Origin of the sequence: Lelliottia sp. F153 (genome assembly GCF_002870005.1) — a bacterium.
Classification (GTDB): domain Bacteria; phylum Pseudomonadota; class Gammaproteobacteria; order Enterobacterales; family Enterobacteriaceae; genus Enterobacter; species Enterobacter nimipressuralis.
The window spans coordinates 169866-187053 of the sequence record NZ_PKFT01000001.1 but is presented as its reverse complement, the minus strand read 5'-3'; the positions used below and the strand labels follow the sequence as shown (position 1 = coordinate 187053).

At 54.3% G+C, this 17188-nt stretch carries 17 protein-coding genes and 1 tRNA gene; 6 read left to right on the top strand and 12 right to left on the bottom strand.

The genetic code is table 11. The features are described 5' to 3' along the window. Nucleotides 1-7: 7 nt before the first annotated feature. The 6 genes from F153LOC_RS00900 to prmB all read right to left on the bottom strand — a co-directional run bounded on the left by F153LOC_RS00900 (nucleotide 8) and on the right by prmB (nucleotide 4559). On the bottom strand, nucleotides 8-286 hold the full coding sequence (locus tag F153LOC_RS00900) for a YfcL family protein (RefSeq protein WP_100779413.1): 279 nt from the start codon (nucleotides 284-286) through the stop codon (nucleotides 8-10). Nucleotides 287-295: 9 nt separating this feature from the next. Next, nucleotides 296-844, bottom strand: a complete 549-nt coding sequence (locus tag F153LOC_RS00895; RefSeq protein WP_102104925.1) for an elongation factor P hydroxylase — start codon at nucleotides 842-844, stop codon at nucleotides 296-298. Next, nucleotides 844-1653, bottom strand: coding sequence for a sulfite exporter TauE/SafE family protein (locus F153LOC_RS00890; RefSeq protein WP_100779411.1), 810 nt, complete (start codon nucleotides 1651-1653; stop codon nucleotides 844-846). The genes F153LOC_RS00895 and F153LOC_RS00890 overlap by 1 nt, the downstream gene beginning before the upstream one ends. Continuing rightward, entirely contained in the window at nucleotides 1653-2477 is an 825-nt protein-coding gene (mepA, locus tag F153LOC_RS00885; protein WP_102104926.1) for a penicillin-insensitive murein endopeptidase, read from the bottom strand. The genes F153LOC_RS00890 and mepA overlap by 1 nt, the downstream gene beginning before the upstream one ends. A 2-nt stretch (nucleotides 2478-2479) precedes the next feature. Continuing rightward, nucleotides 2480-3565: a chorismate synthase gene (gene aroC, locus F153LOC_RS00880; RefSeq protein ID WP_102104927.1), complete on the bottom strand. Its 1086-nt coding sequence runs from the start codon at nucleotides 3563-3565 to the stop codon at nucleotides 2480-2482. A gap of 61 nt (nucleotides 3566-3626) precedes the next feature. Further along, the gene (prmB, locus tag F153LOC_RS00875; RefSeq protein WP_102104928.1) at nucleotides 3627-4559 is read right to left on the bottom strand and encodes a 50S ribosomal protein L3 N(5)-glutamine methyltransferase; all 933 of its coding nucleotides are present in this window, start codon (nucleotides 4557-4559) and stop codon (nucleotides 3627-3629) included. A gap of 157 nt (nucleotides 4560-4716) precedes the next feature. Between prmB and smrB the strand changes: the two genes are divergently transcribed. Then, nucleotides 4717-5268, top strand: a complete 552-nt coding sequence (gene smrB, locus F153LOC_RS00870) for an endonuclease SmrB (RefSeq protein WP_095282796.1) — start codon at nucleotides 4717-4719, stop codon at nucleotides 5266-5268. A 45-nt stretch (nucleotides 5269-5313) separates the two neighbouring features. Here smrB and sixA read toward each other — a convergent pair whose 3' ends face one another. The 4 genes from sixA to F153LOC_RS00850 all read right to left on the bottom strand — a co-directional run bounded on the left by sixA (nucleotide 5314) and on the right by F153LOC_RS00850 (nucleotide 9995). After that, on the bottom strand, nucleotides 5314-5799 hold the full coding sequence (gene sixA, locus F153LOC_RS00865) for a phosphohistidine phosphatase SixA (protein ID WP_100779407.1): 486 nt from the start codon (nucleotides 5797-5799) through the stop codon (nucleotides 5314-5316). Between the two features lie 209 nt (nucleotides 5800-6008). Beyond that, on the bottom strand, nucleotides 6009-8156 hold the full coding sequence (gene fadJ / locus F153LOC_RS00860; RefSeq protein ID WP_102104929.1) for a fatty acid oxidation complex subunit alpha FadJ: 2148 nt from the start codon (nucleotides 8154-8156) through the stop codon (nucleotides 6009-6011). After that, nucleotides 8156-9466, bottom strand: a complete 1311-nt coding sequence (gene fadI / locus F153LOC_RS00855; RefSeq protein ID WP_100779405.1) for an acetyl-CoA C-acyltransferase FadI — start codon at nucleotides 9464-9466, stop codon at nucleotides 8156-8158. The genes fadJ and fadI overlap by 1 nt, the downstream gene beginning before the upstream one ends. Nucleotides 9467-9710: 244 nt before the next feature. Next, nucleotides 9711-9995 carry a YfcZ/YiiS family protein gene (locus F153LOC_RS00850; protein WP_100779404.1) on the bottom strand — a complete coding sequence of 95 codons (285 nt, stop codon included), beginning with the start codon at nucleotides 9993-9995 and terminating at the stop codon, nucleotides 9711-9713. Between the two features lie 372 nt (nucleotides 9996-10367). Between F153LOC_RS00850 and fadL the strand changes: the two genes are divergently transcribed. Beyond that, complete coding sequence (gene fadL / locus F153LOC_RS00845) at nucleotides 10368-11714, top strand: long-chain fatty acid transporter FadL (RefSeq protein ID WP_100779403.1); 1347 nt, start codon at nucleotides 10368-10370, stop codon at nucleotides 11712-11714. A 46-nt stretch (nucleotides 11715-11760) separates the two neighbouring features. Here fadL and mlaA read toward each other — a convergent pair whose 3' ends face one another. Continuing rightward, the gene (gene mlaA / locus F153LOC_RS00840) at nucleotides 11761-12513 is read right to left on the bottom strand and encodes a phospholipid-binding lipoprotein MlaA (RefSeq protein ID WP_100779402.1); all 753 of its coding nucleotides are present in this window, start codon (nucleotides 12511-12513) and stop codon (nucleotides 11761-11763) included. A gap of 316 nt (nucleotides 12514-12829) precedes the next feature. Here mlaA and F153LOC_RS00835 point away from each other — a divergent pair, with 316 nt between their 5' ends. The 4 genes from F153LOC_RS00835 to ypdK all read left to right on the top strand — a co-directional run bounded on the left by F153LOC_RS00835 (nucleotide 12830) and on the right by ypdK (nucleotide 15564). Further along, nucleotides 12830-13771: a formate/nitrite transporter family protein gene (locus F153LOC_RS00835; protein WP_102104930.1), complete on the top strand. Its 942-nt coding sequence runs from the start codon at nucleotides 12830-12832 to the stop codon at nucleotides 13769-13771. 75 nt (nucleotides 13772-13846) lie between these two features. Further along, nucleotides 13847-13918 (top strand) — tRNA-Arg (locus tag F153LOC_RS00830). Between the two features lie 257 nt (nucleotides 13919-14175). After that, nucleotides 14176-15135, top strand: a complete 960-nt coding sequence (gene lpxP / locus F153LOC_RS00825) for a kdo(2)-lipid IV(A) palmitoleoyltransferase (RefSeq protein ID WP_100779400.1) — start codon at nucleotides 14176-14178, stop codon at nucleotides 15133-15135. A gap of 357 nt (nucleotides 15136-15492) precedes the next feature. After that, nucleotides 15493-15564, top strand: a complete 72-nt coding sequence (gene ypdK / locus F153LOC_RS00820) for a membrane protein YpdK (RefSeq protein ID WP_099458937.1) — start codon at nucleotides 15493-15495, stop codon at nucleotides 15562-15564. 62 nt (nucleotides 15565-15626) lie between these two features. Here the strand turns inward: ypdK and alaC are convergent, their stop codons facing one another. After that, nucleotides 15627-16862 carry an alanine transaminase gene (gene alaC, locus F153LOC_RS00815; RefSeq protein ID WP_102104931.1) on the bottom strand — a complete coding sequence of 412 codons (1236 nt, stop codon included), beginning with the start codon at nucleotides 16860-16862 and terminating at the stop codon, nucleotides 15627-15629. Nucleotides 16863-17188 lie beyond the last annotated feature (326 nt).

The window sequence follows — 17188 nt, the reverse complement described above, 5'->3', positions numbered from 1 at the left end:
AAAGCCACTACTTCAGATTAGCCTGCTGGAACAAATTGTCCCACATCCCCAGCACCAGTGACTGGTCGCGTGGAGAAAGCTCGCCCGCCTGAATGGCTTTTTCAAGACCACGGCTCACTTCAGCGTGGACCGCTTCAGGTGAGTGATCGTCGCCCGCTTCCAGCTCGGCAACAGCAAGCGTCAGGTGACCACGCAGATAACCGCTGGCAAACAGTTCATCGTCACTGGCGTGTTCCACCATGTCATCAATTAACGCCAGGATGCGTGATTCAAATTCTGCGATCATCTTTTTTCCTCAGTTGAGATCTTCCGGCCACGGGAAGCATTCCGCCGTTATTGCCGGCGTGTGGTAATAATTCTGTAGTGCCTTGATAAAACGCGCCGGTCGCTCCGGGATGCCTTTCTCAAGATATTCCATCACCTGCGCGTGAACGCGGCGCTGGAAGGTAATACGATCCGGCTCGCAATCGCCTTCGAGATTGTCGCAGCTGACGTTGAACGGAAAACCTGCCGCCACGCAAAATAGCCAGTCGAAGGCCTGCGGTTTGACTTCCACATCTTCAAACTGCCCTTGCGTCGTGGCATCTCGCCCGTCCGGGCAGTACCAGTAACCGAAATCGACCAGTTCGCGGCGCGCTTTCCCGGCAATACACCAGTGGGAAATCTCGTGCAGACCGCTGGCATAAAACCCGTGAGCAAACACGATTCGGTTGTATGGCACATCTGCATCAGCAGGAAGATAGATCGGTTCGTCGTCGCCTTTAATCAGACGGGTATTAAAATCATCCGCAAAACAGCTGTCGAAAATCTCAATCAGCTGTTCGTATTTATGCGTACTGTTCATTAGTTCATCCCCAACCAGTGGAGGATCTCCTGTCCGTGGCTGTCATAAAGAAGTTTGGCACTCATCACCGCCGACACAATCACAATCATCGGACGAATCAGTTTTTGCCCTTTGCTCAATACCAGACGCGAGCCGACGCGCGCGCCTAAAAACTGTCCGACCATCATCACAAAGCCGGTCGCCCAAATCACTTTCCCGCCAATGATAAACAGCAGCAGACCGCCCAGGTTTGAGGTGGCGTTGAGCACTTTTGCGTGGGCGGTGGATTTGGCGAGGTTAAAACCGGCCAGCGTCACAAACGCCAGGGCATAAAAAGAACCGGCACCCGGCCCGAAGAAGCCATCGTAAAAACCGACGCAGCCGCCCGCAATCAGGGCAAACGGCAGACCGTGCAGACGGCGCTGACGATCCTCTTCCCCTAATTTTGGCATCAGCAAAAAGTAGAGACCAATGCAGATCACGAGGATTGGCAAAATCTGGCGCAAAATATCCGATTGCACGTGCTGCACCAGCAGCGCGCCGCTGGTGGAGCCGATAAAGGTCATCAGAATATTGAGCTTTTGGTCGGCAAGACTGACCACTTTACGGCGAATAAAGTAGATGGAGGCAGAGAGCGAGCCGCCGCAGGCCTGCAGCTTATTGGTCGCCAGCGCCTGGGCCGGGCTCATACCCGCCGCCAGCAGCGCTGGCACTGTCAGCAGACCGCCTCCCCCCGCCAGCGCATCGATAAATCCCGCCAGCATCGCAACAAAAAACAGCACCGCCAGCAGCAGCGGTGACACCATAAACAGATCGACGAAATTATCCATTAAAGTACATGCTCATCCAGTAGCGCCTGGCAGGAAGGCGGCAACGGAGGCGGTGTCTTCTTCTCAGGCTTGGTGGTTCCAGGTTTTGCTGGCTCAAACCAGCTCTGGAGTTCTGCCCCGCAGCCATCTCCCGGCGGCGGTAACGGCTGATCTTCACATTCGAGGCTGTTGGCCGGGCAGCGCAGACGCACGTGCATATGCGCGCGATGCTGGAACCACGGGCGCACTTTACGCAGCCAGTCACGATCCGTTCCGGCGTCCAGACAGAGCTGTTGCTTGATCGCCGGATTGACGAAGATGCGCGTCACATCGTTATCTTTTGCCGCCAGCTTAATCATGCTGGAGACATCTGGCGACCACAGAGACGGCACCACGCTTTTGCCGTCACGGGCGACGAGATCCAATGCCTGGGGTTTAAGCAGCTGCGCCGAACTCCAGCGGGTTTTCGGCAGTTGCAGGAAAATATCCACATCCAGACCGGACTGATGGCTGGCGTGTCCGCCGTTGAAGCGACCGCCCGCTGGCATCCCCATATCGCCGATCAGCATCGTCCCCAGCCCCAGGTTATGCACCTGATTGCCCAGACGCTGGATAAACAGCACCAGATCCGGATGACCAAAGAAGCGACGCTGGTCGGTACGCATCACCTGATAGGTGTCGGACTGCAGCGGCAGATCCTGCGCGCCAACGATGCAGCCGTTAGCAAACGCGCCGATCGACTGGGCGCTGCCCGCGATCGGATGGGTGATTTTTTGCCACGGCGTGGCTGCCAGACTGGCTCCGCTGGCAAGCAGAGCCAACAGAGCAATAGCGGTTTTTTTCATGTTTACCAGCGTGGAATGGTGGTCGTCACGTCCGCATTCTGCGCGCGCTGGCGCAGGAAATGATCCATTAACACAATGGCCAGCATCGCTTCCGCGATCGGCACCGCACGGATACCGACACAAGGATCGTGACGCCCTTTGGTGATCATCTCAACTTCTTCGCCAAAGCGGTTAATGGTGCGCCCCGGTACGGTAATGCTGGAGGTCGGTTTCAGCGCGATGTTGGCCACAATCTGCTGACCACTGCTGATGCCGCCCAGAATGCCGCCCGCATGATTGCTCTGGAAACCCTCTTTCGTGATTTCGTCGCGGTTCTGGCTGCCGCGCAGCGCCACCACGTCAAAACCATCGCCAATTTCCACGCCTTTCACCGCATTGATGCTCATCATCGCGTGGGCGATATCTGCATCCAGGCGATCGAAGACCGGCTCGCCCAGGCCCGGCGGAACGCCGTCAGCCACGACGGTCACTTTCGCGCCGATGGAGTCGCCCTCTTTTTTCAGGCCGCGCATCAGTTCGTCCAGTGCGTCAATTTTGTCGGCATCCGCGCAGAAGAACGGGTTCTGTTCAACCAGATCCCAGTCTTTGATCGCCAGCGGAATGTCACCCATCTGGGTCAGGCAGCCGCGAATCACGATGCCAAATTTTTGCGCCAGATATTTTTTAGCGATAGCGCCCGCCGCTACGCGCATGGCTGTTTCACGCGCCGATGAGCGCCCGCCGCCGCGATAGTCGCGAAAACCGTATTTTTGTTCGTAGGTGTAATCGGCATGACCGGGGCGGAAAACATCTTTGATGGCGCCGTAGTCCTGCGAGCGCTGATCGGTATTTTCAATCAACAGACCAATGCTGGTGCCGGTAGTGCGGCCTTCAAAGACACCGGAGAGAATTTTGACCTGATCCGGCTCGCGACGCTGCGTGGTGTAGCGCGAAGTGCCCGGACGGCGGCGATCGAGATCGTGCTGTAAATCCGCTTCGGTCAGTTCGATACCAGGTGGCACGCCGTCGACGATGCAACCCAGCGCCAGACCGTGTGATTCGCCGAAAGTCGTTACACGGAATAATTGTCCAATACTGTTTCCTGCCATCACGGCTCCATTGTCGTTGTTCTGTGTTTGAGCAATGTGAAACGGGCCGAAGCCCGTTGGATTAATCTTTGTAAATGCTGAAGTGTTCACGCGCGGCGATGAGCTGCGCTTTGGTCAGCATGAAGACGCCTTCACCACCGTTGTCGAATTCAAGCCAGGTGAATGGCACGTCCGGGTACTGCTCCATCAGATGTACCATGCTGTTACCGACTTCACAAATCAGAATGCCGTCGTCAGTCAGATAATCCGGCGCGCAGGCCAGAATGCGGCGCGTCAGTTTCAGGCCGTCAGAACCTGAGGCCAGACCGAGTTCCGGCTCGTGGCGATATTCATTCGGCAGATCGGACATGTCTTCTGCATCCACGTACGGCGGATTGGTGACAATCAGATCGTATTGCAGTTTTGGCAGGTCGCGGAACAGGTCGGAGCGGATCGGCGTCACGTGGTGAATCAAACCGTGCTCTTCGATGTTGTGTTCGGTAACGGCCAGCGCGTCGGCGGAGATATCAACCGCATCCACTTCCGCTTCCGGGAAGGCATACGCGCAGGCAATCGCGATACAGCCGCTGCCCGTACACATATCCAGAATGTGCTGCGGTTGGTGGTCGATCAGGCCTGCAAAGTGGTTGTTGATCAGTTCGCCAATCGGCGAGCGCGGCACCAGCACACGTTCATCAACGTAAAATTCGTGACCGCAGAACCAGGCTTTATTGGTGAGATAGGCGACCGGGATACGCTCGTTGACGCGGCGAATCACGCGCTCAACGATACGGTGTTTTTCGCTGGAGGTCAGACGCGCGGTGCGCATGTCTTCAGGGATATCCAGCGGCAGATACAGGGATGGCAGCACCAGCTGAACCGCCTCATCCCACGGGTTGTCCGTTCCATGGCCGTACCAGATGTTGGCGGCGCTAAAACGACTGACGGACCAACGCAACATGTCCTGAATGGTATGCAGTTCGTTTACTGCTTCATCGACAAATATTTTATCCATTATTCTCTCCAGGGCATGCTTGCATAATTTTCGGCGGCTAGTTTGCCATGAAGACGGCGATAAATCAGCATCGGGACGGCGTGGGAGAGGTGAAAAAATGCGTTTTGCTTGCGCCTCCCTCAGGTAAACTAAGGGAAATAAGAGATGAGACGGACTAATGAAAAAGAAAATGCCGCTTAGCGAGGAGGATCAGACGCTGTTTCGCCAGCTCATGAGCGGGACGCGCAAAATCACCCAGGACACCATTGTCCATCGCCCGATCCGCAAAAAAGTGACTGAAGTGCCGGTCAAACGGCTGCTGCAGGAACAGGCGGATAACAGCCACTATTTTTCAGACGAATTTCAGCCGCTGCTGAACACGCAGGGGGCAGTGAAATATGTGCGGGAAGATGTCAGCCATTTTGAGCTGAAAAAGTTACGTCGCGGAGATTATTCGCCGGAGCTGTTTCTCGATCTGCATGGCCTGACGCAAATGCAGGCGAAACAGGAGCTGGGCGCGCTCATTGCCGCGTGTCGTCGCGAGCACGTGTTCTGCACCTGTGTGATGCACGGCCATGGAAAGCATATTCTCAAACAGCAAACGCCGTTGTGGCTGGCTCAGCATCCACACGTGATGGCTTTTCATCAGGCGCCAAAAGAGTACGGCGGAGATGCCGCGCTGCTGGTGTTGATTGAAGTTGAAGAGTGGCAGCCACCGGAGCTGCCCTGACAGGCAGGCGGGTGGCACAGGCTACCCGCCAGATCATTCGTCACGTCAGATAGCTTTTGCCATCTTCAGGTTGCACGGACTCATTTGCCAGTTGAATACCCCTTTGCCCGCATCGTCGAGGGTGACGTTGGCAATCGCGGAGGTGGTGAACATCGGAGGCGTTTCGCCAGGGCACAGTTCAGACACCAGGTAGCCGACCAGCGGCAGATGGGAAATCACCAGTGCGGAAGAGACACCTTCATTGCACAGCGCCTGAAGATACGCGCTGACGAGACCCACATCCCCGCAGGGAGTAAGCTCAGGAAGAACATCGACGCTCTTCGGCAGGTTCATACACTCCCCTACCACATCCAGCGTCTGTTCGGCCCGCAGGAACGGACTCACCAGCACACGATCGATATCCACTTTTTGGCCTTTGAGCCAGGTCGCCATTTGACGGGATTCGTCACAACCACAGGTCGTCAAAGGACGAACAGAGTCACTGGCAGCATCGAGTGCCGCGTCGCCGTGACGCATGATAAAAACTTGCATATTGCACCGCTTTTGTTAACCAGGATCACCGGCGTTCACTACCCGCGAAAAGATCAAAAAGGTAGAAAACCCGATGGCCGGGCATTGTGCCTGATCCATCTGATGAATGAAACGCTGTTTTTTACCTTAATGGCGTAAGTATAGTCAATATCTGTTTACAAAATAGCCAAAACAGGTTCATTCACCGTCAGATATACTCTTGTTTGACCTTAAGTTACGGGGTCAGTTTCCTCTGCTGGCCAAAAGTGCAGGTTATTTTCTGCCATGCGCATTAATTGTTCACACGGCGTAAACCGTGGACCATAAAGCGAAGCCAGACGCTGCAATATTGCCACCACTTCACCCGCGCCAAGACTATCCATATAGCGGAACGGGCCACCCAGGAAAGGTGGAAAACCGATACCAAACACGGCACCAATATCGCCGTCTCGCGCACTTTTAACGACCTGCTCGTCAAAACAACGAGCCGCTTCGTTGAGCATCATCATGACGCAGCGCTCAGAGCATTGCTGTGCTGACAACTTCCCCTGGCCGCTGGCGTGAATAAGCCCATAGACCGAGGGGTCGACCTGTTTCTTGCTTTTACGCCCTTTAACTGCGTAAAGATAGAAGCCCCGTCCATTTTTTCTGCCTTTGCGATCGTCATTCAAGATCGTAGAAACAATGTTTGCAGGCGGGCTAAACCGTTCTCCATAAGCAGCTTCCAGCACAGGTATAATTTTAGTGCCTGTATCAATTCCAACCTCATCCAAAAGTTGGATTGGGCCAACTGGAAAACCAAACTTGACCAGCGCATTGTCAATGTGTTCGATTTTCTCGCCTTCCGTTAGCAGGCGCATCGCCTCATTAATATAAGGCGCAAGAATGCGGTTAACGTAAAAACCGGCCTTGTCGGCCACCACAATCGGTGTTTTGCCCTGCCGTTTGGCGAGCTTCACCACCGTGGCCACCGTTTGAGCGTTCGTCGAAGCGTGAGGTATGACCTCCACCAGCGGCATTTTTTCCACCGGACTAAAGAAGTGCAAACCGATCACCTGCTCCGGTCGCGCGGCACGTGCGGCGATATCGCCAATCGGCAGCGACGACGTATTTGAGGCAAAAATGGTGTGCGGCGCGCAGTGCTGTTCCACGTCGGCGACCATCTGCTGTTTCAGCGTCAGGTCTTCAAATACGGCTTCAATCACCAGGTCACGATGGTGAAAACCGCTGTAGTCGATGGTGCCTGAAATCAGCGCCAGCTCTCTGTCGCGTTCACTGGCTTTGATATGGCGGCGTTTAACCTTTTGATCAAGGAGCTGCCAGCTGTATTGCAATGCGTGATTAATGCCCTTTGCGTTGATGTCTTTGATTCGTACAGGCAATTTACCTTTGCTGGCCGTGACAAACGCAATGCCACCGCCCATCAATCCCCCGCCCAAAACGCCTACAGAGGCCAGCGGCGCCGGTGACGCCTCGCTGCCGGGATCTTTTTTCACGTCGGTACTGGCAAAAAAGATGCTGCGCAGTGCCTGCGACTGGGGCGTCATCGCCAGTTCGCCAAAGGCTTTGGCCTCAGCCGCATAACCGCTGCTGCTCCCTTGTGCCAGGCCGGTTTCAATCACCTCGAGAATGCGTTTGGTCGCCGGGTAGTTGCCTTTGGTTTTCTGTTCCGTTTTCTTGCCGACCACATTAAACAGCAGCGCGCGCCCGAGCGGGCCGGCGAGAATACGCTCGCGAACCGGCAGATGACGGCTCGTCTGCCGCCCTTTTAATGCCAGCTCAACGGCCGCGTCCAGCAGAATGGAATGGGGAACCACTTCGTCCACCAGCCCGGCTTTCAGCGCCTGACGTGGCCGAAGCTGTTTACCGGTGAGTATCATTTCCAGCGCGGTACTCACGCCAATCAGACGCGGTAAACGCTGGGTGCCACCGGATCCCGGCAGCAGACCCAGCTGCACTTCCGGCAGACCGAGTACGGTTTTCCCATCATCCGTACAAATACGGCTGTGACACGCCAGCGCCAGCTCCAGGCCGCCACCCAGGCAGGCACCGTGGATCGCCGCGATCACCGGGATCGGCAACGCGTGGATCTCGGCCATGATCTGCTGCCCCTGTCGGGCCAGCTCTTCCGCTTCCTGCGCACTGCCGGCGCGGGCGATCATGTTGATATCTGCACCGGCGATGAAGTTATCGGGTTTGGCTGAGATAAAAATCAGCCCGCGAATGTCTTTGTTTTCGCGAATTTGCCTGAGAATAGCGCGCACCTGAACGCCAAATTCGGCCTTCAGGGTATTCATCTTTTCGCCCGGCACATCAATGGTGACGACGGCAATATTGTCCAGCCGGACCTTCAGGTCAAAAGCGGAAGTGGTTTCCATTATTCAGCCTCCAGAACCATCGCCGCGCCCAGACCGCCCGCCGCACAGGCGGTGACCAGACCAAAACCTCCGCCGCGACGGCGAAGCTCATGCAGCGTTTGCGTAATCATGCGTGCGCCGGTGGCGGCAAACGGATGGCCGTATGCGATAGATCCGCCCAGCACGTTAAATTTGCTCTCGTCCACTTCGCCCGTGGCATGCGCGCGGCCCAGCACATCGCGGGCAAAGCGTTCGCTGGCCAGTAGCTGCAGATTGGCAAGCGTCTGCGCGGCAAAAGCCTCGTGCATATCGATAAGAGTTAAATCAGACAGCGTTAATCCGGCGCGCTCAAGCGCCAGCGGCGTGGACCAGGCCGGTCCCAGCAGCATATCCTGCCAGACGTCGATAGCGGTAAAGGCGTAGCTGCGCAGGTAGCCCAGCGGCACCAGCCCCAGCTCTTTTGCCCGCGACTCGGTCATCAGGATCACTGCCGCCGCACCATCGGTCAAAGGCGTACTGTTCGCCGCCGTGACGGTTCCGTGCTTGCGGTCAAACGCCGGACGTAATTTTGCATAATCAGCCAGCGTCGAACTGCCACGGATATTGTTATCTTCACTGAGCGGTTCGCGATACGGCGGGATATAGGCCGTCATCACTTCATCCGCCAGTTTTCCCTCGGACCACGCCAGCGCGGCACGCTGATGCGAGCGATGCGCCAGAGCATCTTGCTGTTCGCGGGTGATGCCGTAGGTTTTCGCCATTTGCTCTGCGGTATCGCCCATTCGCAGGCCGGTAGAATATTCCGCGACCGCTGGCGGCACCGGCGCCAGATCGCGCAGACGCAGGCGGGAGAAAAGTTTGAGACGCTGCCCCATGGTGCGGGCTTTGTTGACATCCACCAGCACACGGGCCAGCTTTTTACTGACGCCAATCGGCAAAACGGAAGAGGAGTCGGCCCCGCCTGCAATACCGGCGCGGATGGTGCCGGTCATCAGGCTTTCCGCTACGTTAGCGACGGCCTGGAAGCTGGTCGCACAGGCGCGACTGACGCTGTAGGCATCGGTATGGACGTTCATTCCCGTGCCAAGCACGATTTCGCGGGCGATATTGGGTGCTTCCGGCATCTGGACGACCTGGCCAAAAACCAGTTGTTCGATGACCTCTGGGGGTATTTCGCTGCGAGCCAGCATCTCCCCCACTACCATTTTCCCCAGATCGACAGCCGGTATTCCGTGAAATGCCGTCGCCTGACGTGCAAACGGAGTACGTAATCCGCTGACAATGGCAATGCGGTCACCCTGGCGGGTGACGAGCGGTAGTGCCTGACTCATAAAAATCCCCTGTAAATGACATAAGCGCAAAGTGGTCTGACCTGATAACAGTTTTAACCATTTTTTTACATAGAGCCAATCGGGGAAGCGAAAAAGTGCGAGCTAAGACACAGAGAAGAAAAGAAAATGCCCCTGGGTCACAGGGGCATTTGAGGTATTTTTTGCGGGCCGCGACTTTGCCTTACCCGACTACGAAACTGCAGGTCGGATAAGTAAAAAATCACCCGGCAACTCGACGGAGAAATTAACGCAGACCGAGCTGGAAAATCAGGGTTTCAGCTTCACACGCAAAGATGAAATCGATATCAAGCTTCACGCCACCGTCCACTTCCGTGAAGGTGGATTTGATTTCACAGGGATCGGATTCCACGTCGCGCGCGCGTTTGGTGAGCGCGGCTAAGGTTTCTTCTGCATCCGAACGTTTGCTAAATACGCGGCTGTAAGACGCGGTGCAATCGGTGTTATCCATAATGGTACCGACATCCATACAGCAGCAAACCGGGGTTTCATCAGCACTGCATTTACTCATAGCTCAAGTTCCTCTGCATTCGCGCACGGCGCGAGATAAACACGTTGCTGATATTTTACGCCCTGGCCGTGGGTCTCTCCAGCCGTTAATGGCGCAAACGGGGATAAGTGACCGTTATCACACTAAAAAATGATCTAACGCAAAAATCACCCTTTCTGCTGAGTGCCGGCGGTCGCATTTTTGCCACAGAGATCTCGTTTCAAAAAACATCTTTGAAAAACTTCAGAAACATACTTGCAACATCCCATCTGGTCCGACCTATACTCTCGCCACTGGTCTGATTTCTAAGTGTTACCGCAGACCCTACACTTCGCGCTCCTGTTACTCTATGTAACATATATTGCATAAAAATAACTCAATGAGGTTATGGTCATGAGCCAGAAAACCCTGTTCAAAAAGACTGCGCTGGCAGTCGCAGTGGCAATCGTATCAACCTCCGCCTGGTCAGCGGGCTTCCAGCTTAACGAATTTTCTTCCTCTGGCCTTGGCCGTGCATATTCTGGGGAAGGTGCGATTGCCGATGACGCAGGCAACGTGAGCCGTAACCCGGCGCTGATCACTATGTTTGATCGCCCGACCTTCTCAATGGGTGCCGTTTATATCGATCCTGATGTGAACGTTACCGGGAAATCCAATTTAACCGGACAGAGTGCTAACCAGGACAACATCGCGCCCGTGGCGTGGGTACCTAACATGCACTTTGTTATGCCAATCAACGATCAATTTGGCTGGGGCGCATCCGTCACCTCCAACTATGGTCTGGCAACAGAGTTTAACGACAGCTACGCGGCCGGCATTTATGGCGGTAAGACTGACCTGCAGACCATCAACCTCAATCTGAGCGGCGCGTATCGTCTGGACAGCAACTGGAGCTTCGGTGTGGGCTTTGATGCGGTTTACGCGAAAGCCAAAATCGAGCGCTATGCGGGTTCACTCGGTCCACTGCTGGCAGGGCAGCTGCAGGGGATGGTGCCTCCATCCATGCTGGATGGTATTAACTCCCCTGACGACCAGATTGCATATCTTAAGGGCGACGAGTGGGGCTTCGGCTGGAACGCCGGTATCCTTTATGAACTGGATAAAAACAACCGTTGGGGTCTGACCTACCGTTCTGAAGTGAAAATCGACTTTGACGGCGACTATAAAAGCTCCATTGACCCGAACCTGAGCAACATCTTCGCCAGCATGGGCCTGACCGGTCTGCCAGCGGGCACCGGCGGCAGAACCCAGAGCGGCGCGCTGACGCTGAACCTGCCAGAAATGTGGGAAGTGTCTGGTTATAACCGCGTGGCACCGCAGTGGGCTGTCCACTATAGCCTGACCTACACCAGCTGGAGTCAGTTCCAGGAGCTGAAAGCCACCGGCAACGACGGTCAGACGCTGTTCTATAAAGATGAAAGCTTCAAAGATGCTTATCGTATCGCGCTGGGTACGACCTACTACTACGATAAGAACTGGACCTTCCGTACCGGTATCGCGTTCGATGACAGCCCGGTTCCTGCGGACAAACGCTCCATTTCTATCCCGGATCAGGACCGTCTGTGGCTGAGCGCCGGTATGACTTATGCGTTTAACGACGATGCGTCTATCGATGTGGGTGCTTCTTATATGCACGGTCAGAACGTCAGCTTCACCGAGGGTGAAGGCCCTGCTGCGTACACCTTTAAATCTGAAGGTAAAGCCTGGCTGTTCGGTACCAACTTCAACTACGCGTTCTAATCGCGTCGGCATTAAAAAAGGTGAGCATTTGCTCACCTTTTTTTATTTATTCTTTATCTATCTCTGAAAGTTCATTCTCGATAGCTTTGGCATTCGGATTGTCTTCCGGTTTCAGCTTACCGCCGTTGGCAATAAAGTCGTGATTCTGGAAGTAGGCTTCACGCACCATAATGTACGGATCGGAAGACTGACGCAGCAGGCCGTCGGAATCCAGCAACTGAGCGCGCGTCTCAATCCCTTCCACGGTCCATTTACCAATGGACAGCGGCCAGGTCAGCCAAGAGAGCACCGGATAGAGGGTATCGACCATATCGCCACCGTCGTCACGAACGGTAAAGCTGCCGTAGAATGGCAGATGCATATACGGACCATAGCCCACGCCATAACTGCCCAGCGTGCTACCAAAACGGTGCGGCTGTTCACGCTGCAGCTTCGGATTGGCCATTCCCGCCACATCAATAAAGCCACCCATCCCTAACAAGCTGTTCAGGAAGAAACGAGTGAAGTGCACCATCCCCTGATACGGGTCGCCCTGCAGGAAGAAGTTCACCATCACAGCGGGTTCTTCCAGGTTACTGGTGAAATTGCTCAAACCATTACGAGCAGGTTGCGGAACGTAATCACGCCATGCCACAGCAACCGGGCGGACCAGATACGGGTCCAGCACGTTGTAGTTAAAGCTATACATGGATCGGTTGAATCCTTCTAAAGGATCGGAGCGCCCCGTTTGCTCTCCAGAGCTGGCACAGCCCACGAGCAACGTCGTGCCCAGCGCAAGCGCCGACAGCCGAAATTTCATATATTTCTCCCTGTTAGTATGGCTATCGTTGACTGCCATCCGCGACAGAGCGCCTGGCGCTCTATGAATAGTCGTGCAAGTGATTGTAACAGCACGTTTCGGGATGTCCACGCACACAGTGACAGGCAATCATCTGCCATCACTCTGATCTCAGCATAGCCTGCTTTATCATTTCTTTTCGTCGGCAATTTTATCCTGTGTCAGGAGGTGATGTATCGCCTTTATTGCCATTGCCGGAAAAATAAGAGCTTCCCCACGGGCATTATCCGGAAAACCGCTACGATTATGGTAATGACAACGAAGCGAGACGCCCCAGATGGATGAACTAAACGCAGAAAAAATTGATAAACATACTGATGAGCTGGAAGTGGAAAGTGAAGAAAAACAGCGGGGTGGCAAAATCGAAGTCGATGAAGACCATCTCCCCTCACGGGCGATGGCTATCCACGAGCATATCCGTCAGGACGGTGAAAAAGAGCTTGAGCGCGATGCGATGGCGCTGTTCTGGTCAGCGATCGCCGCCGGGTTATCGATGGGGGCCTCCCTGCTCGCAAAAGGGATCTTTCACGTGCAGCTGGAGGGGGTTCCGGGTGGATTCCTGCTTGAAAACCTTGGTTACACCTTTGGTTTTGTCATCGTCATTATGGCGCGTCAGCAGCTGTTCACGGAAAACACCGTGACGGCGGTGCTGCCGGTGATGCAAAAACCGACGTGGGGAAATTTTGGCCTTCTGATGCGCCTGTGGGGCGTGGTCCTGCTGGGGAATATTATCGGAACAGGCGTGGCAGCCTGGGCGTTCGAATATATGCCGATATTTGATGAACCCACCCGCGACGCATTCATTAAAATCGGTATGGACGTGATGAAAAATACTCCATCCGAGATGTTCGCCAACGCCATTATCTCAGGCTGGATCATTGCCACTATGGTCTGGATGTTCCCCTCTGCGGGTGCGGCTAAAATCGTGGTAATCATCTTGATGACCTGGCTTATCGCGCTGGGCGACACCACCCACATCGTCGTTGGTACGGTGGAGGTGCTGTATCTGGTGTTTAACGGCACCCAGCACTGGAGTGATTTCTTCTGGCCGTTCGCGCTGCCGACACTGGCAGGAAATATCTGCGGCGGGACCTTTATTTTCGCCCTGTTGAGCCATGCGCAAATCCGCAACGACATGTCCAACAAGCGTAAGGCCGAGCTGAAGGAAAAGGAAAAAGCCCGACAAAACAAGGACGAGAATCCAAAAAAAATCGACTAAATGGCGACACTTTAAGCAGTCAGGCGGTATCGCGCTTAACGCCCTGTGTAAATGAGGCTATACTCGTGCCGCTTCGTCCCCTTAGTTAAATGGATATAACGAGCCCCTCCTAAGGGCTAGTTGCAGGTTCGATTCCTGCAGGGGACACTTTCCTGCCCAGATCAATGCACGCTCCACCCATGAAATATCCACCGCCACGGCTTTTCCCCCATGAGATACACTTAACTGAAACGATTCCTGATTCGGCCTTTTTCCAGTAAAAACAAGTCATAGAAAAGCGCGTATAAGGGTGCTAATCTACGCAGCCCGCCTTGTACCGGAAGTGGTCTGGCAGCGCCGTAAAGTTGGGTAAGGCCTGCAACGATAATCCAAAACTACGGTCTAAATCAGCACGTTGTAACGCAATGTTTGCGCTACCTTCTCTGGCTTCACATAGGTTCACTACTTTGTCTCAATGCAAATTCGAAAGTGCATTTTTACACCCACGTTACTGGCTCACATGGTTTGGCCTTGGCCTGCTTTGGGTGCTCGTTCAATTGCCCTACCCCGCTATACAAATTCTTGGCTCAAGTTTAGGCAGCGCTTCCCGTGTTTTTCTGAAGCGTCGGGAGTCTATTGCCCGCAGAAACCTTGAGCTTTGTTTTCCTGATTACAGTGTCGAACAGCGCGAGAAGCTGATCGCTGAAAACTTCAAATCCATCGGAATGGCGCTGCTGGAAACCGGTATGGCCTGGTTCTGGCCGGACGAGCGCGTGCGTAAATGGTTCGACGTTGAAGGGCTGGAAAACCTGAAACAGGTTCAGGCACAAAATCGTGGCGTCATGGTGATCGGCGTGCATTTTATGTCGCTGGAACTGGGTGGCCGCGTGATGGGTCTTTGTCAGCCCATGATGGCGACCTATCGCCCGCATAACAATCTGCTGATGGAATGGGTACAGACGCGCGGCCGTATGCGCTCAAACAAAGCGATGATCAGCCGCAACAACCTCCGAGGGCTGGTGAATGCCCTGAAGAAAGGGGAAGCGGTATGGTTCGCGCCCGATCAGGATTATGGGCGTAAAGGCAGCAGTTTTGCCCCGTTCTTCGCGGTGAAAGATGTCGCCACCACGAACGGGACATTTGTTATCTCACGGCTGTCCGGTGCGCCGATGCTGACGGTGACCATGGTCAGAAAAGCCGATAAGTCTGGCTATCGTCTGTTTATCTCTCCTGAGCTGCATAATTACCCACAGGATGAGCGCGAAGCCGCGACGTACATTAATAAAGTGATCGAAAGCGAAATCATGCGCGCGCCGGAGCAGTATCTGTGGGTGCATCGCCGCTTTAAGACCCGTCCTGTCGGCGAAACCTCGCTCTATATCTAGTCTCTTTATCAGGTTAGTTTCCCTAAGAAACTAACCTTTTCAGTCACCTGTAATCACCCGCCGTTACTTTCCATTCTCACCTTCGCTCAACCTGTTTTATTACGCTGCGAAATTATACTGTCGCCGTTCCACGACACTCGTAAGTTACGGAAATGATACAAAAAAATGCCTCTTGTCACCCCCCAGATTTAGGCGTACATTAGCGCCGTCTGGCAATAGGAACGCACAGAATTCTGGGCTGGTGTCATCGACGTAGCGGGATAATTCTTATTTCCGGCCTGGTCTGATTTCAGCTCTCTATACTCAGTTGGACTCTGTTTTTTTATGGCGTATCTATTGATGCGCGGAGCGATGAACGTGAAATATTTCTTTATGGGCATTTCGGTGATTGTTTTAGTGTGGGCCGGAACCTTTGCCCTGATGATCTGAGCGAAGAAAATACAGTTAAAAAAACAGGAGCCATTGGCTCCTGTTTTTTATGCAAAATCCGCCTAGTCAGATTCAGTCGAACTCTTCTTTTCCACCGGCAATAACCCGTCGGCGCGGAACATGCTTTTAATGCCTCTCACCGCCTGACGAATGCGGTCGCTGTTTTCGATAAGTGCGAAGCGAACGTGGGTATCGCCATAGTCACCGAAACCAATGCCCGGCGAGACGCAGACTTTGGCATCCTGCAGCATCTTTTTCGCAAACTCCAGCGACCCCATTGCTGCATAGTGCTCGGGGATTTTGGCCCAGACGTACATAGAGGCTTTCGGCACCTCGACTATCCAGCCCGCTTCGTGCAGACCTTTCACCAGCACATCGCGGCGCCGTTTGTACTGCGCGGCGATGTCATGCACGCACTGCTGATCGCCTTCCAGGGCAGCAATCGCCGCGACCTGCAACGGCGTAAAAGTGCCGTAGTCATGATAGCTTTTGATTCGTGCCAGCGCGTTGACCAGCGTTTTATTGCCGACCATAAAGCCGATACGCCAGCCTGCCATGTTGTAGCTTTTTGACAGGGTGAAGAACTCCACGGCCACGTCGCGCGCACCTGGCACCTGCATTATGGAAGGCGCTTTCCAGCCGTCAAAGACGATATCGGCGTATGCCAGATCGTGCACCACCAGCACATCATAGCGCTTCGCCAGCGCGACCACTTTCTCGAAGAACTCCAGCTCGACGCACTGCGCCGTTGGATTCGACGGGAATCCGAGGATCATCATTTTCGGTTTCGGGTAGCTTTCACGAATCGCGCGTTCCAGTTCGTTGAAAAAGTCGACGCCCTCTACCAGCGGTACAGAGCGAACCTGTGCTCCGGCGATCACCGCACCATAAATATGGATTGGATAGCTCGGGTTGGGCACCAGCACCGTATCACCGTGATCGAGCGTCGCCAGCATCAGGTGCGCCAGCCCCTCTTTCGAACCAATGGTAACGATGGCTTCGCTTTCTGGATCGATATCCACATGATAGCGATCCTGATACCAGCGGGAGATTGCCCGACGCAAACGCGGAATCCCGCGAGAGGTGGAATAGCCGTGTGTATCCGGGCGCTGCGCCACGGTGCACAGTTTTTCAACGATGTGCGGCGGCGTTGGCCCGTCAGGGTTACCCATGCTGAAATCGATAATGTCTTCGCCGCGCCGACGCGCAGCCATTTTCAGTTCAGCAGTGATATTAAAAACATAAGGGGGGAGACGATCAATACGCGTAAAACGGCGTTCAGGACTGAATTCAGCCATAGATTCCTCAGATTCACGTTAGCGCCCGGACCGTCCGAGCGACGCTGCCACGAATGTGGCGTGCTTAGAAAATAGCCTGATTCAAATCCGGCTGTCGAGAGGGGAGTGAAAAAATAATGCGTCCCTTAAAACAGGAAGGGTATTTCGGCTAAAAGCGGAAGTCGATTCGACAAAACTGTGTTGGCGATACCATTTTTTAACTCAATGATATCAATGAAGTTACAAACAGCCTGCCGCTGATGGCTAACCCACGACGTATCCAGGCAAAAAAGTGCAATCCCCTTTGAAATAGAGGGCTTTTCCCCATTTGAGAAATCAGAGGGATG